The organism is Mycolicibacterium sp. P4_G11, from assembly GCF_056555145.1.
In genome coordinates, this window is sequence record NZ_JBFUJW010000004.1 from 192,374 (window position 1) to 205,005 (window position 12,632).

Below are 12,632 nucleotides of genomic sequence, written 5' to 3' on the forward strand. Positions count from 1 at the left end.
GCGGGTCTTTCACACCCGCCGGTAGCGATAGGGAACAATAGACATAGTTCAGTTGCAGTTCAGTGCCGTGAGCCGACCACGTCAGTGGGTCGTTCCGGCCTTGATCCGGGACCGTGGATGCGGTCCGGGCGCGTGCGGAGGGAGCACCCGATGGCGGCGATGAAGCCCCGGACCGGCGACGGTCCACTGGAAGCAACCAAAGAGGGGCGCGGCATCGTCATGCGGGTACCGCTGGAGGGTGGCGGTCGTCTGGTGGTCGAGCTGACCCCGGATGAGGCCGCGGCCCTGGGCGACGAACTGAAGAACGTCACCAGCTAGTTCAGCTGCAGACGCTCCGATAGATATCGAGCGTCTGCTGGGCGACCTGCAACCAGGAGAATTCCTCGATGCACCGCCGACGGCCGGCCTGCCCGAACGCGCGGGCCTGTTCGGGGTCGCGGACCAACGCGTTGACCGCGTCCGCGAGCCCCGTCTCAAACTCCACCGCGTCGGCGGCGTCGTAGTGCACCAGTAGTCCGGTGGTGCCGTCGTCGACCACCTCAGGAATGCCGCCGACGTCCGATGCGACCACGGCGGTGCCGCAGGCCATCGCTTCGAGGTTGACGATGCCCAGTGGTTCGTAGACCGACGGGCAGACGAAAACTGATGCCGTCGCGAGTATTTCGCGGATTTTCTCGGTCGGCAGCATCTCCTGGATCCAGTGCACCCCGGCGCGGGTCGCGCTGAGCTCCTTCACCGCGGCAGCCACCTCGGCGGCGATCTCCGGGGTGTCGGGCGCGCCGGCACACAACACCAGCTGCACGTCGGGGTCGAACCGGTGGGCCGCCGCGATCAGATGGCTGACGCCCTTCTGCCGGGTGATCCGCCCGACGAAAGCCACGATCGGCCGGTCCGGATCGACGCCCAGGTCGGCCAGGGTTTGGCCTGCCTCGACCGGATACCAGTCGTCCGTGTCGATCCCGTTGCGCACCACGTGCACTCGTGCGGGGTCCAGCTGCGGGTAGGTGGCCAGGACGTCGGCCCGCATACCCGCACTGACGGCGATGACGGCGTCGGCCGCTTCGATCGCGGTGCGCTCGACCCACGACGAGATGCGGTAGCCGCCGCCGAGCTGCTCGGCCTTCCACGGCCGCCTCGGCTCCAGCGAGTGCGCGGTCAGCACGTGCGGGATGCCGTGCAGCAGCGCGGTGAGGTGTCCGGCCATGCCGGTGTACCAAGTGTGCGAATGCACCACCGTGGGTACGGCAGCCGGTCCGGCGAAGGCGTTGTTCACCATCGCCAGGTCAGCCGACAGCGTTGTCAGGGCCGCGTTGGCCCCGGCGAGCAGCGGATCGGGCTGGGCCACGAAGGCATCCCTGCGGTGCACACCCATGCAGTGGACGTCGACGTCGCACAGCTTCGTCAGCTGCCCGACGAGTTCGGTCACGTGCACGCCCGCGCCGCCGTAAACCTCCGGCGGATACTCCCGAGTCATCATCGCCACGCGCATGTCGATGACGTTAACGCGTGACAGGTTGGGACGTATGTCTGGCCGCTTCGGTTGGTGGCTATTAGGTTTGGTGCCATGAGGGAACAGCCGCAGGTGCTGGGAATCGTCTTGGCAGGCGGTGAGGGCAAGCGGCTGTATCCACTGACCGCCGACCGGGCCAAGCCCGCCGTCCCGTTCGGGGGCGCCTACCGGCTCATCGACTTCGTCCTATCCAACCTCGTCAACGCCCGGTACCTGCGGATTTGTGTTCTGACGCAATACAAGTCGCATTCCCTGGACCGGCACATCTCGCAGAACTGGCGGCTGTCGGGTCTGGCCGGCGAGTACATCACCCCGGTTCCGGCGCAGCAGCGGCTGGGCCCGCGGTGGTACACGGGCTCGGCCGACGCCATCTACCAGTCGATGAACCTCATCTACGACGAAGACCCCGATTACATCGTGGTCTTCGGCGCCGACCACGTGTACCGCATGGATCCCGAGCAGATGGTGCAGTTCCACATCGAGAGCGGAGCGGGCGCGACCGTCGCCGGCATCCGGGTGCCGCGGGCCGAGGCGTCGGCGTTCGGCTGCATCGACGCCGACGAATCCGGCCGCATCCGCAGCTTCATCGAAAAACCGGCGGACCCGCCGGCCTGCACCGACGACCCGGACCAGACGTTCGTGTCCATGGGCAACTACGTGTTCACCACCAAGGCGCTCATCGATGCCATCCGGGTGGACGCCGAGAACCACGATTCCGATCACGACATGGGCGGCAACATCATTCCGCAGATGGTGGCCGACGGGATGGCCGCCGTCTACGACTTCAACGACAACGAAGTGCCCGGGGCCACCGAGCGTGACCACGGCTACTGGCGTGACGTCGGAACGCTGGACGCGTTCTACGACGCTCACATGGATCTGGTGTCGGTGCACCCGGTGTTCAACCTCTACAACCGGCGCTGGCCCATCCTCGGCGAGTCGGAGCACCTGGCCCCGGCCAAGTTCGTCAACGGCGGTTCGGCGCAGGAATCGGTGGTCGGCGCGGGCAGCATCATTTCGGCTGCGTCCGTGCGCAATTCGGTGCTGTCGTCCAACGTCGTGATCGACGACGGCGCCATCGTCGAGGGCAGCGTCATCATGCCAGGGGCGCGGGTCGGTCGCGGTGCGGTGGTGCGGCACGCCATCTTGGACAAGAACGTCGTCGTCGGGCCCGGCGAGATGGTCGGTGTGGACCTCGAGAAGGACCGCGAGCGCTTCTCGGTGAGTGCCGGTGGCGTGGTCGCGGTCGGTAAGGGCGTCTGGGTCTAGACGGCCGGCGGCGTCGCGGCCGCCGTTTTCGCCTTCCCACGGCGGCGGCGGAGCAGGGCCACCGCAGCCCAGACCAGCCCCGCCAGCACGACCAGCACCAGCACGGGTAGCACGATCGCGACGATGACCAGCCCGACGCTGGCCACGTCCTCCAGCGTGCTCAGGACCGGCGCTGCGAGCCCGCCCGTGGCGACGTTGGCGACCGGCCGCACCGTGGATTTGGTCAGCGACACCACCAGCGCGGTGACGGCCCCGATCACCACGGGAATCCACTGTCCGGAACTGGCGAACGCGCCAGGGTCGGTGACAGCCGCGGTCTGCGCCGCGGTGCCGGAGCCGAAGACGATGCCGCCGGAGGTCGGCCGTACGAACGTCTGGATGGTGTCGTTGATGCTGTCGAGGGCCGGCACCTTGTCGGCGACGATCTCGACGACCAGCAGCACGGCCACGATGCCGATCACCCAGCCGTTGGTCAGCCACGCCCACGGGTGCGGTAGCTCCACGAGGTTGGTGAAGCGTCCCAGCAGGCCCATCGCCAGCAGCGGGATATAGGCGTTGAGGCCCGATGCGGTGGCCAGGCCGAGCCCGGTGAACAGTTCCACCGGTTCAGTCTCCGCGATGTGTGCACGATTTCTCGCGCTGTCCGCGGATTTTCGTGCACAAGTCGCGGGGTCTCACCACACGTAGGGGAGCAGGCGGTAGCGCACCTTCTCGGTGTACGCGACGTAGCCGGGCAGCTCGGCGCGCAGCATCTTCTCCTCGTCGAAGATCCGGGCCATGAGCGCCGGGGCGGCGGCGAGCACCGGGACCAGGCCCCAGTAGGAGCCGAGCGCCAGCGGGGTCGCGAGCATCATGATCAGCGCGCAGATGTACATCGGGTGCCGCACGATGCCGTACAGCCCGGTCGAGATCACCGGCTGCCCGGTCTCGACGGTGATGCTGGCGCCCGCGAAGTTGTTCTGGATCACCACCCACTGGGCCGCCACCAGCGAGGCGCCGACAACGACGTTGCCCAGCACCACGACCGCCGTCGGCACGTGCGACCAGCCGAAGCGCCAGTCGAGCGCGCTGACCACCGCGGTCGCGACCACCGACGCCAGGACCGCCCACATGATGAGTTTCTGTACGGGGCGGGTCTCGGCCGTCGGTCCGCCGTGCATCCGCCGGGCCAGGGCGTCGGGGTGCTTGATGGCCAGGTACATGCTCGGGCCCATGGTCGCGATCATGAAGACCGCGATGAAAACCCAAGCCTGCCAATAGTGAATCGTGCCGGCCGGCACGCACAGCAGCAGCGCGAAGAAGATGACGCCGAGTGCTGCTGAGGCGAGCGCCTGCAAGGCGAGCTTCATGGTTCCTCCTACCGTAGGTCGCGGCGCCGGAAGGCCAAGGCGCCGACGATGATCAGAGTTGCGTCCAGGACCAGCAGCCAGGCCAGTGGTGTCGCGGTGAAACTGTCCGACCCGACGCGTGGGATGTGGCTGAACGGATCGAGGTCCAATATCCAGTGCGGTGAATTCGCCAGCGAACCAAGCAGATACACCGCGATGAAGCCGACCAGCACGCCCCAGGCCGCCGGGGCGAACCGCGGCACCGCGCCGAACAGGACGGTCGTCGCCGCCACCAGGAGCCAGATCGCGGGCAGTTGCACCGCCGCGGAGCCCAGCACCTGCGGCAGCTTGCCACTGATATCGCCGGCGGCGGCGCCGTAGGTCACGCCGGCCAGCAGGCCTGAGGTGAGCATCGCGACCGTGGTGCCGGCCAGCGCGATCAGCAGATATCCAGCCAGCCAACGGATGCGGCTCACCGCACCGGCGAGCAGTGTCTCGGCGCGCTGGCCGGTCTCCTCCTGATGGGGCCGCAGCGCCAGCGATACCGCGAACGCGGCGGTGACCATGCCGAGCATGTTGAAGGCGATCGAGACGAATGCCTGCTCGAGCGCGCCGGTGCCACCGAGCCGGGTGATGATGTCGCGCGCCGAGCCACTGCCGCCCAGCTCATCGCCGATGCCGTGCACGACGCTGCCGACCAGCAGTCCGTACAGTCCCAGCCCGACGGTCCACACCAGCACCGAACCGCGGCTCAGCCGCCATGCCAATCCGGTTGGGCCGCTGAGCATTACGGTGGCCCGGGGACGGCCGCGCCGCTCGGCGAACATCCCGGCCCCGACGTCGCGGGTGCTCTGAAGTTGGTAGGCCAGCACCACCAGGGCGACGGTCAGCGTCAGATGCAGAGCCAGCACCCCGAACCGGTCGCCGGCATACGGGCGCACCAACAGTGACCACCCCAACGGCGAGGCCCAGGACAGCTCGCTGCCACTGGCGTCGCCCACCGCCCGCAGCGTGAACGCCGCGCCGAGCACACCGAAGGCGACGCCGCGGGCAACGCGGGCGCTGGCGGACAGTTGTGCGGCCACCGCCGCGACGGCAGTGAAGACCAGCCCGGAGGCGGCCAGTGCACAGCTGAAGGCCAGCGAACCCAGCACGGGTACATCGGTTTTCAGCAGTCCGAGGAAGCCGAGCAGCCCGGTCAGCAGCGAGGCGCCACCGGTCAGCAGCAGCGCCGCGGTCAGACTCGCGTTGCGGCCCACCGCCGTCGAGTCGATCAACTCGGTGCGGCCGGCCTCTTCGTCGGCGCGGGTGTGCCGGATCAGGGTCAGGATGACGGCGACGGCGATCAGCACGTGGAACATGCCGGCTTTCCAGATGCCGGCGGCGCCCAGACTGTCGTTGTAGATGTTGCCGTAGATCGCGCGCTGCGCCGGGCTGGCCATGATGCTCGCGACGAATCCGGCGCGCCCCGCCGCGGTGGGGTAGACGGCCTCGATGCTGCCGATGTACACCGTGGACAGCGGCAGGGACAGCAGCAGCACCCACAGCGGCAGCACAATCCGGTCGGTGCGCAGGTAAAGGCGAAGCAGCCCAACGGTTCCGGTGAAGCTGGAAGCGCCGGCGGCAGGTCGGGCGGGCCTTGCCGGGCGGTCCAGTACGGCGGTCATACCCGCACCTGCTCGGGTTCGCGGCGCGTACGACCGTTGTCGTAGTGCCGCAGGAACAGGTCCTCGAGGGTGGGCGGCTGGCTGACCAGCGAGCGCACCCCGGCATCGCCGATGGCCTTGATGACGGCGCCGAGGCTTTCGGATTCCACCCGGGCGGTGAGCGTCCGGCCGTCGAAGAAGATGTCGGAAACCCCTGGGAGGTGGTCGATCCGGCCCGGGTTGTTGATCATGTCGGCCTTGATGGTGGTGCTCGACAGGTGCCGCATCGACTCCAGGGTCCCGGTCTCCACGGTGCGACCGGCGCGGATGATGGTCACCCGCTGGCACAGCCGCTCGGTCTCGGCCAGGATGTGGCTCGACAGCAGGACGGTGGCGCCGCGGCCGGCGGCTTCGGCGACGCACTGCTGGAAGATGTTCTCCATCAACGGATCCAAGCCACTGCTGGGCTCGTCGAGCAGCAGCAGGTCGGCGTTCGAGGCGAACGCGGAGATCAGCGATACCTTCTGCCGGTTGCCTTTCGAGTAGGTGCGGGTCTTCTTGGTGGGGTCCAGGTCGAACCGCTCGGTGAGCTCGGCGCGGCGTTTCTCATCGATGCCGCCGCGCATGCGGGCCAGCAGGTCGATGGTCTCGCCACCGGTCAGCGTCGGCCACAGCGTGACATCGCCTGGTACGTAGGCGATGTGGCGGTGCAGCGCGACCGCGTCGGTCCACGGGTCGCCGCCGAGCAGGCGCACGGTGCCGGAGTCTGCGCGCACGAGCCCGAGCAGGATGCGGATGGTCGTCGACTTGCCCGCGCCGTTGGGTCCGAGGAAGCCGTGCACCTCACCTCGCTCGACTCTCAGGTTGAGCCCGTCGAGAGCCCGGACTGCGCCGAAGTTCTTTGTCAGGGTGTCGATTTCGATCGCGGCGTTCACATTCACTCCTCAGTGGTGGTGACGATGGGTTGGCCTGCTTCGCGCTGCGCCAGAAACGCCTCGTACATGGTCGGATCGGCCATCAAGCCCTCGGTGTACAGCTCGAGCGAGGGCAGCAGCATGTCTTCGGCGTAGTCGTGCAGCACCTGGCGGAAATCTGCCGGGTTGGGGTGCAGCTGGATGTAGGTCAGCAGGGCGCCGCCGCTGGTCAGGGCGAGGAACCGGGCACGGGCCTTGGGGTCGCGGCTGGGTTTGAGCGTGCCGGCGCGGACGCCTTCTTCGAGATAGCCCTCGGTGTTGTCGATCATGCTCTGCCACAACGACTTCGCCAGGTCGCCGCCGGTCTGCAGGGCACGCATGAGGTACGCCGTCAACGGCGCGAAGGATTCGATCTCGGCGATCTGGGCGAACCACGCACTCGGGCTGGCGTTCTGCATCGACTCGGTCTTGACGACCCGGATGGTCTCGACCGCGTAGGCGTCGCAGGCTTCACGCAACTTGTCCTTCGAACCGAAGTGGTGGATCACCAGCGCGGCGCTGACTCCGGCGGCCGCGGCGATGCTGCGCACGCTGGCAGAGAACCCGTTTTGGCCGAACTGTTCGATGGCCGCGTCGCGGATTCGGGCGACGGTGGTGAAGTCCTCGGCTGAACGCATGTTCAATACGCTAAACATTCGTTCAGTCGGTCGTCAAGCATCCGGCCGTCAAGAGCCCGTAAAAATTCGACAACAACGACAACGGCCCGGCGATTCGCTCGCCGGGCCGGTCGTAGATTCTGCGGTGAGGGTGTCGGCTACTCGACTTTCAGCGCCCTGGGTTCAGGGTGAACGTGAGTCACTAGTCGCGGACGGCCGCCAACAGCCCGTCGCCCAGCGGCACCAGGACCGGGGTCAGCCGCTCGTCCTCGGCGATGGCGCGAGTGGCCTCGCGAACTGCCGTCACGTCGCGGTCGTTGGCCGCGGCGTCGCCGGCACGGCCGCCGAGCGCGGCCCGGTGCACGACGATCACGCCGCCCGGCCGCAGCAGGCGAACGCCCTCGGCGACGAACTGCGGCTGGTCGACGGGCTCGCCGTCGATGAACACCAGGTCGTAGGACTCGTCGGCCAGCCGGGTGAGGACTTCCTGCGCGCGGCCCACGATCAGCCGGGTCCGGGACGGTCCCACGCCGGCGCCGACGAACGCCTGCTTGGCCAGCCGCTGGTGCTCGGGCTCGATGTCGATGGTGGTCAGCACGCCGTCGTCGCGCATGCCGGACAGCAGCCACAACCCGCTGACACCGGCGCCGGTCCCGACCTCGACGACGGCCTTGGCCGACGCGATCTTCGCCAGCACGCTCAGCAGCGCGCCCACGGCCGGGGTGATCGGGTTGGCCCCGCTCTCCTCGGCCCGTTCCCGGGCCGCTGCGGTGATCGGTTCCTCGGTGATGGACCGCTCGGCGTGCTTGACGATGGCCTCGGCCGTGCTGGGCTTGGGAGCGGCGGCGGGTGCAGCTGCGACGGGCTGGGCCGGCGTCGCCTGCTCAGGGGCGGCCGGAGCCGGCTGGGCCGGCGCGGGCTGGCCGGCCGAAACCGTCGGGTCATCGGTGCTGGACATATCCGCAGCGTAACGAACACCCAGCAAGCCGCCGCTCAGCACACGCTCAACAGAATGAGGTGGCGGGCCGGCCCATCGGGAGGCTGAGAGGCAACCCTGAGCGACAGCGCGCCACGCCCGGGACGCAAGGTTAAGTTTTGGCGAACATTCTCGGGGTATTCGCAGGTCATGGCCCTGGAATTCGGTTTCTCAGGAAAAGTTCAGTTTGCTCATACATCAACCTCACCAGGGTGGGGAACCGTAATCGCCATGCACGCAAGTGTGAACGATCTGCAAAGCGATTCCGGGCTCCGGCAGTCGCCGGATATCCGCGGTATCGGGAATATCGGACTCCAGGTACCGGTTGCTGGTGATGCGTCGTGTAACTACGACGATGAACCGACCGAACTGGAGATTGCCACGACCGCCATGCCGGCCCCCGCGATGCTTGCCCCGACGCACATGTCCCATGTCTCGGCGCCCGAGGTTGAGTTGGATTGGGCCGAAGTCAGCGACGAGCTGACCGGCACCGCCGTCTTCGACGCCACCGGCGACGTGGCGACCATGCCGTCGTGGGATGAGCTGGTCCGGCAGCACGCCGACCGCGTGTACCGGCTGGCCTACCGGCTGTCGGGTAACCCGCAGGACGCCGAAGACCTGACCCAGGAGACCTTCATCCGGGTGTTCCGCTCGGTGCAGAACTACCAGCCGGGCACCTTCGAAGGCTGGCTGCACCGCATCACCACCAACTTGTTCCTGGACATGGTCCGGCGCCGCGCCCGTATCCGTATGGAGGCGTTGCCCGAGGACTACGACCGGGTGCCGGCCGACGATCCGAACCCCGAGCAGCTGTACCACGATTCCCGGCTGGGGCCGGACCTGCAGGCTGCGCTCGACTCGCTGCCCCCGGAGTTCCGCGCAGCTGTGGTGCTCTGTGACATCGAAGGTCTGTCGTACGAGGAGATCGGCGCGACGCTCGACGTCAAGCTGGGCACCGTGCGCAGTCGTATCCACCGCGGCCGGCAAGCGCTGCGGGAGTACCTGGCCAGCCACCCCGGTGACTACTCCGAGGCGGCTGCGGCGATCTCCGCCAAGTCTGCCTGAGCGTTGTGACGCATCCGTCCCAGATTGTCGCGCTACATTCAGTAGTAACGGCAACGCGAACGTGGCGCGGAGAGGAGCTCGGTGATGGTGGACCGGGGACAGTTGTTCCGTCGTGCGTTCTCCTGGCTGCCCGCCCAGTTCGCCTCCCAGAGCGACGGGCCCGTCGGCCCGCGGCGCTTCGGGTCAACGGAGCACCTGGCAATCGAGGCCATCGCCGCATTCGTCGACGGTGAACTGCAGATGGGCGCCCACCTGCGTGCCGCCCATCACCTGTCCCAGTGCCCGGATTGCGCCGCCGAGGTGGACGCCCAGGGTCAGGCCCGGAGCGCGTTACGCGATTCGTGCCCGATCATCGCGCCCACTTCTTTGCTGGGCGCCTTGGCGAACATCCCCAACGACACATCGATGCAGTTCGTGGATATCCAGGCGTCAGGAATTGAAGACCAGGACTTTGCCGACCGGCCGCCGCGGGAACGTCGTCGTCGCCGGTAGGGTTGAGCCTGAATTTTGAGTAGCCGTCACGCCCGCCCAGGCGGGCCGTACGGACAAAGCCAGCAGATGGGGAGTGGAACACCGGTGACGAATCAGGACATGTCCGGCGATCGCCCCCGTCTGGCTCCGCGTCCGGTGACGCGCACCCCGGTGGACCCGGCGTCGCAGCGTGCGTTCGGCCGGCCCGACGGCTTCACCGGCTCGTTCCTCGCCGAGGACCAGTTCCGGAACCAGGGGGAGTACACCCCGACCAATCAGGCGCCCGATCCCGTGCTGGCCGAAGCCTTCGGGCGCCCGGGTGCTGCCACCGACTCGCTGCAACGTCACCCCGCCGACGCCGGCGCGCTGGCGGCCGAGGGTAAGGACGACGACGAGGCGGTCGCCGACCCGTGGCGGGACCCGTCGGCCGCGCCGTCACTCGGCACGCCGGCGCTGCCCCCGCCACCTCCGGTGGTGGTCACCGCTCCCGTCGGCAAGCTCGGCGTGCGTGACGTGCTGTTCGGGCGCAAGGTCTCGATGACCGCGCTGGCGGTGCTGGCCTTGCTGGCGTTGGTGGTCGGCACACTCGGCGGCGTCGTCGGGCGCAAGACCGCCGAGGTGGTCGAGGCCTTCACCACCTCCAAGGTCACCTTGAAGACCAGTGACGGCGGCGATCTGCCTGCCGGCCGGTTCGCGAAAGTCGCTGCCGCCGTGGCAGATTCGGTGGTCACCATCGAGGCGATGGGGGACACCGACGGGTCGCAGGGCTCCGGCGTGGTGGTCGACGGGCGCGGCTACGTCGTGACCAACAACCACGTCATCTCCGACGCGGCGAAGGACCCCAGCAAGTACCACATCTCCGTGGTGTTCAACGACGGCAAGCAGGTCCCGGCGAACCTCGTCGGTCGTGACCCCAAGACCGACCTCGCGGTGCTCAAGGTCGACAACGTCGACAACCTGACCGTCGCGAAGTTCGGTGATGCCGAGAAGGTCAAGGTCGGTGACGAGGTCATCGCGGCCGGCGCCCCGCTGGGCCTGCGCAGCACCGTCACCCACGGCATCATCAGCGCGCTGCACCGCCCCGTGCCGCTGTCCGGCGAAGGGTCCGACACCGACACCGTCATCGACGGCATCCAGACCGATGCGTCGATCAACCACGGCAACTCGGGCGGCCCGCTGATCAACATGAATTCCGAGGTCATCGGGATCAACACGGCCGGAAAGTCGCTGTCCGACAGCGCCAGTGGTCTGGGCTTCGCCATCCCCGTGAACGAGGTCAAGGCCACCGTCGAGGTCCTGATCAAGGACGGCAAGATCTTCCACCCGACGCTGGGCCTGAACGCCAAGTCGGCCAGTGACAAGGTCGCTTCGGGCGCCCAGGTCGTGAACGTCGTCGCCGGCAGCCCCGCCGAGAAGGGCGGCATCCTCGAGAACGACGTCGTGGTCAAGGTCGGTCCCCGCAAGGTCGCCGACGCCGACGAGTTCGTCGTTGCCGTACGGCAGCTGCAGATCGGTCAGCCGGCGCCCATCGAGGTGATTCGCGATGGCCGGCACGTGACGCTCACCGTCGTACCCAACGCAGACACCCCGGCCAGCTGATGTTCGGCAACATCGGATGGGGCGAGATGCTCGTGCTGGTCATCGCGGGCCTGGTGATCCTGGGTCCAGAGCGGTTGCCCGGCGCCATCCGGTGGACGGCCGGCAGCCTCAAGCAGGTGCGGGACTACCTCAGCGGCGCGACCAGTCAGCTGCGCCAGGACCTCGGCCCGGAGTTCGAGGACCTGCGTCAACCCCTCAGTGAACTGCAGAAACTGCGCGGTATGACGCCGCGCGCGGCGCTGACCAAGCATCTGCTGGACGGTGACGATTCGTTCATCACCGGCGCTTTCGGCACCGCGACCCCGGACCAGACGAAGCCGCTGACCACGCCGGAAGTCAATGGTGTGCCGCCCACGCCGGGCACCACCGAACCCGCACCGCAGCCGGGGAAGACGACGTTCGATCCCGACGCGACCTGACGCAGCTAGAGATTCAGGGCTTGTAGGCGCGCCGGATCCCGGTAGCGATCCGAATTCTCGGCGATCTCAGCGGCCGGTGGCAGGATTTCATCCGCGGCGACGTAGACGCCGCCGGCGCGCAGTGAGTCGTCGAGCATCAACCAGATCCAGCGGGTCAGGTCGGCGACCAGTGCGTCCTGGCTGTCGCGCAGCGGCTGTTCGAGCCAGTGCCCCGCGGCGGTCTCGACGAGGCCGACGATGCTGTAGGACAACCGCTCGGCGTCGGCCTGCACATCGAATGCCGCCACGTACACCTTGAGCACCGCGGTCAGCAGGTTGGCGATGGTGATCTTGATGTCGGCGAAGGCGTTGAAGCCCTCATCGATGGAGCATCGCTGCAGGTAGCGATACAGATTCGGGTGTTGGGTCAGGAAGTGGACGTGCGCGCCCACACCGGCCTGCACGATCTGCGCCATGCTGCCCTCGGGCCGCCACACCGGCGCGAGTTCGGCGGTGATCATCTGGCTGGTGCGATTCGCGACCTCGCGCTGCAGGTCAGCGGCGTCGACGAAGTGCCGGTACAGCTTGGTGCGGCTGACGCCGACGTGCGCGGCGATCTGTTCGGTCGAGGTCTGGGGCCCGTGTTGCTCGATCACCACGAGGGCAGCGTCGATGAACTCAGCGCGCCTGCGCTCGCGTTGGCCGGCCCAGCGACCGGTGGTGGCATTCGCCATGGCTCCTTGTTTACCTCATGTACCTGGTCGGGAGTTACCTGATGCATCCAATCAGTGGGAGTCTAG

Annotated in this window: 14 protein-coding genes; 6 read left to right on the top strand and 8 right to left on the bottom strand. The window is 67.9% G+C overall.

Annotated elements, in window-relative coordinates:
* Positions 1 to 150 precede the first annotated feature (150 nt).
* Positions 151 to 318 (top strand): DUF3117 domain-containing protein, encoded by a 168-nt coding sequence (locus AC1U2B_RS10470; RefSeq protein ID WP_005059648.1) that lies wholly within the window; start codon positions 151 to 153, stop codon positions 316 to 318.
* A 1-nt stretch (position 319) separates the two neighbouring features.
* Here the strand turns inward: AC1U2B_RS10470 and glgA are convergent, their stop codons facing one another.
* Positions 320 to 1,489 carry a glycogen synthase gene (gene glgA / locus AC1U2B_RS10475; RefSeq protein WP_082067846.1) on the bottom strand — a complete coding sequence of 390 codons (1,170 nt, stop codon included), beginning with the start codon at positions 1,487 to 1,489 and terminating at the stop codon, positions 320 to 322.
* Between the two features lie 75 nt (positions 1,490 to 1,564).
* Here glgA and glgC point away from each other — a divergent pair, with 75 nt between their 5' ends.
* Positions 1,565 to 2,779 (top strand): glucose-1-phosphate adenylyltransferase, encoded by a 1,215-nt coding sequence (gene glgC, locus AC1U2B_RS10480; RefSeq protein WP_043395484.1) that lies wholly within the window; start codon positions 1,565 to 1,567, stop codon positions 2,777 to 2,779.
* Here glgC and AC1U2B_RS10485 read toward each other — a convergent pair.
* From AC1U2B_RS10485 to AC1U2B_RS10510, 6 genes are all read right to left on the bottom strand, one after another.
* Entirely contained in the window at positions 2,776 to 3,381 is a 606-nt protein-coding gene (locus AC1U2B_RS10485) for a DUF4126 domain-containing protein (RefSeq protein ID WP_043395482.1), read from the bottom strand. The two genes, glgC and AC1U2B_RS10485, sit on opposite strands and share 4 nt — an antisense overlap.
* Before the next feature lie 72 nt (positions 3,382 to 3,453).
* On the bottom strand, positions 3,454 to 4,128 hold the full coding sequence (locus AC1U2B_RS10490) for a methyltransferase family protein (RefSeq protein WP_480216748.1): 675 nt from the start codon (positions 4,126 to 4,128) through the stop codon (positions 3,454 to 3,456).
* An 8-nt stretch (positions 4,129 to 4,136) separates the two neighbouring features.
* On the bottom strand, positions 4,137 to 5,774 hold the full coding sequence (locus tag AC1U2B_RS10495) for an ABC transporter permease (protein WP_480216749.1): 1,638 nt from the start codon (positions 5,772 to 5,774) through the stop codon (positions 4,137 to 4,139).
* Complete coding sequence (locus AC1U2B_RS10500; protein ID WP_480216750.1) at positions 5,771 to 6,694, bottom strand: ABC transporter ATP-binding protein; 924 nt, start codon at positions 6,692 to 6,694, stop codon at positions 5,771 to 5,773. Before AC1U2B_RS10500 ends, AC1U2B_RS10495 begins: the two co-directional genes overlap by 4 nt.
* Positions 6,691 to 7,344, bottom strand: coding sequence for a TetR/AcrR family transcriptional regulator (locus AC1U2B_RS10505; protein WP_480216751.1), 654 nt, complete (start codon positions 7,342 to 7,344; stop codon positions 6,691 to 6,693). The genes AC1U2B_RS10500 and AC1U2B_RS10505 overlap by 4 nt, the downstream gene beginning before the upstream one ends.
* A 181-nt stretch (positions 7,345 to 7,525) precedes the next feature.
* The gene (locus AC1U2B_RS10510) at positions 7,526 to 8,281 is read right to left on the bottom strand and encodes an O-methyltransferase (protein ID WP_480216752.1); all 756 of its coding nucleotides are present in this window, start codon (positions 8,279 to 8,281) and stop codon (positions 7,526 to 7,528) included.
* Positions 8,282 to 8,530: 249 nt separating this feature from the next.
* On the opposite strand from AC1U2B_RS10510, the gene sigE reads away from it, so the two are divergent.
* The 4 genes from sigE (at position 8,531) to tatB (ending at position 11,853) form a co-directional block, all read left to right on the top strand.
* Complete coding sequence (sigE, locus tag AC1U2B_RS10515) at positions 8,531 to 9,364, top strand: RNA polymerase sigma factor SigE (protein WP_480216753.1); 834 nt, start codon at positions 8,531 to 8,533, stop codon at positions 9,362 to 9,364.
* 84 nt (positions 9,365 to 9,448) lie between these two features.
* A complete protein-coding gene (gene rseA, locus AC1U2B_RS10520; RefSeq protein WP_043395473.1) occupies positions 9,449 to 9,856 on the top strand; it encodes an anti-sigma E factor RseA in 408 nt (135 codons plus the stop codon).
* An 84-nt stretch (positions 9,857 to 9,940) separates the two neighbouring features.
* Positions 9,941 to 11,434 (top strand): serine protease HtrA, encoded by a 1,494-nt coding sequence (gene htrA / locus AC1U2B_RS10525; protein ID WP_480216754.1) that lies wholly within the window; start codon positions 9,941 to 9,943, stop codon positions 11,432 to 11,434.
* A complete protein-coding gene (tatB, locus tag AC1U2B_RS10530; protein ID WP_043395469.1) occupies positions 11,434 to 11,853 on the top strand; it encodes a Sec-independent protein translocase protein TatB in 420 nt (139 codons plus the stop codon). The genes htrA and tatB overlap by 1 nt, the downstream gene beginning before the upstream one ends.
* 5 nt (positions 11,854 to 11,858) lie before the next feature.
* On the opposite strand, the gene AC1U2B_RS10535 is transcribed toward tatB, so the two are convergent.
* Positions 11,859 to 12,566: a TetR/AcrR family transcriptional regulator gene (locus AC1U2B_RS10535; RefSeq protein WP_480216755.1), complete on the bottom strand. Its 708-nt coding sequence runs from the start codon at positions 12,564 to 12,566 to the stop codon at positions 11,859 to 11,861.
* Between the last annotated feature and the right edge of the window lie 66 nt (positions 12,567 to 12,632).

Bases quoted from the DNA above. Each gene is read 5' to 3' on its own strand.
- glgC (WP_043395484.1), top strand. From the start codon at position 1,565: ATGAGGGAACAGCCGCAGGTGCTGGGAATCGTCTTGGCAGGCGGTGAG.
- AC1U2B_RS10510 (WP_480216752.1), bottom strand. From the start codon at position 8,281: ATGTCCAGCACCGATGACCCGACGGTTTCGGCCGGCCAGCCCGCGCCG.
- glgA (WP_082067846.1), bottom strand. From the start codon at position 1,489: ATGCGCGTGGCGATGATGACTCGGGAGTATCCGCCGGAGGTTTACGGC.
- AC1U2B_RS10490 (WP_480216748.1), bottom strand. From the start codon at position 4,128: ATGAAGCTCGCCTTGCAGGCGCTCGCCTCAGCAGCACTCGGCGTCATC.
- AC1U2B_RS10470 (WP_005059648.1), top strand. From the start codon at position 151: ATGGCGGCGATGAAGCCCCGGACCGGCGACGGTCCACTGGAAGCAACC.
- tatB (WP_043395469.1), top strand. From the start codon at position 11,434: ATGTTCGGCAACATCGGATGGGGCGAGATGCTCGTGCTGGTCATCGCG.
- sigE (WP_480216753.1), top strand. From the start codon at position 8,531: ATGCACGCAAGTGTGAACGATCTGCAAAGCGATTCCGGGCTCCGGCAG.
- AC1U2B_RS10495 (WP_480216749.1), bottom strand. From the start codon at position 5,774: ATGACCGCCGTACTGGACCGCCCGGCAAGGCCCGCCCGACCTGCCGCC.
- AC1U2B_RS10505 (WP_480216751.1), bottom strand. From the start codon at position 7,344: ATGCGTTCAGCCGAGGACTTCACCACCGTCGCCCGAATCCGCGACGCG.
- rseA (WP_043395473.1), top strand. From the start codon at position 9,449: ATGGTGGACCGGGGACAGTTGTTCCGTCGTGCGTTCTCCTGGCTGCCC.
- AC1U2B_RS10535 (WP_480216755.1), bottom strand. From the start codon at position 12,566: ATGGCGAATGCCACCACCGGTCGCTGGGCCGGCCAACGCGAGCGCAGG.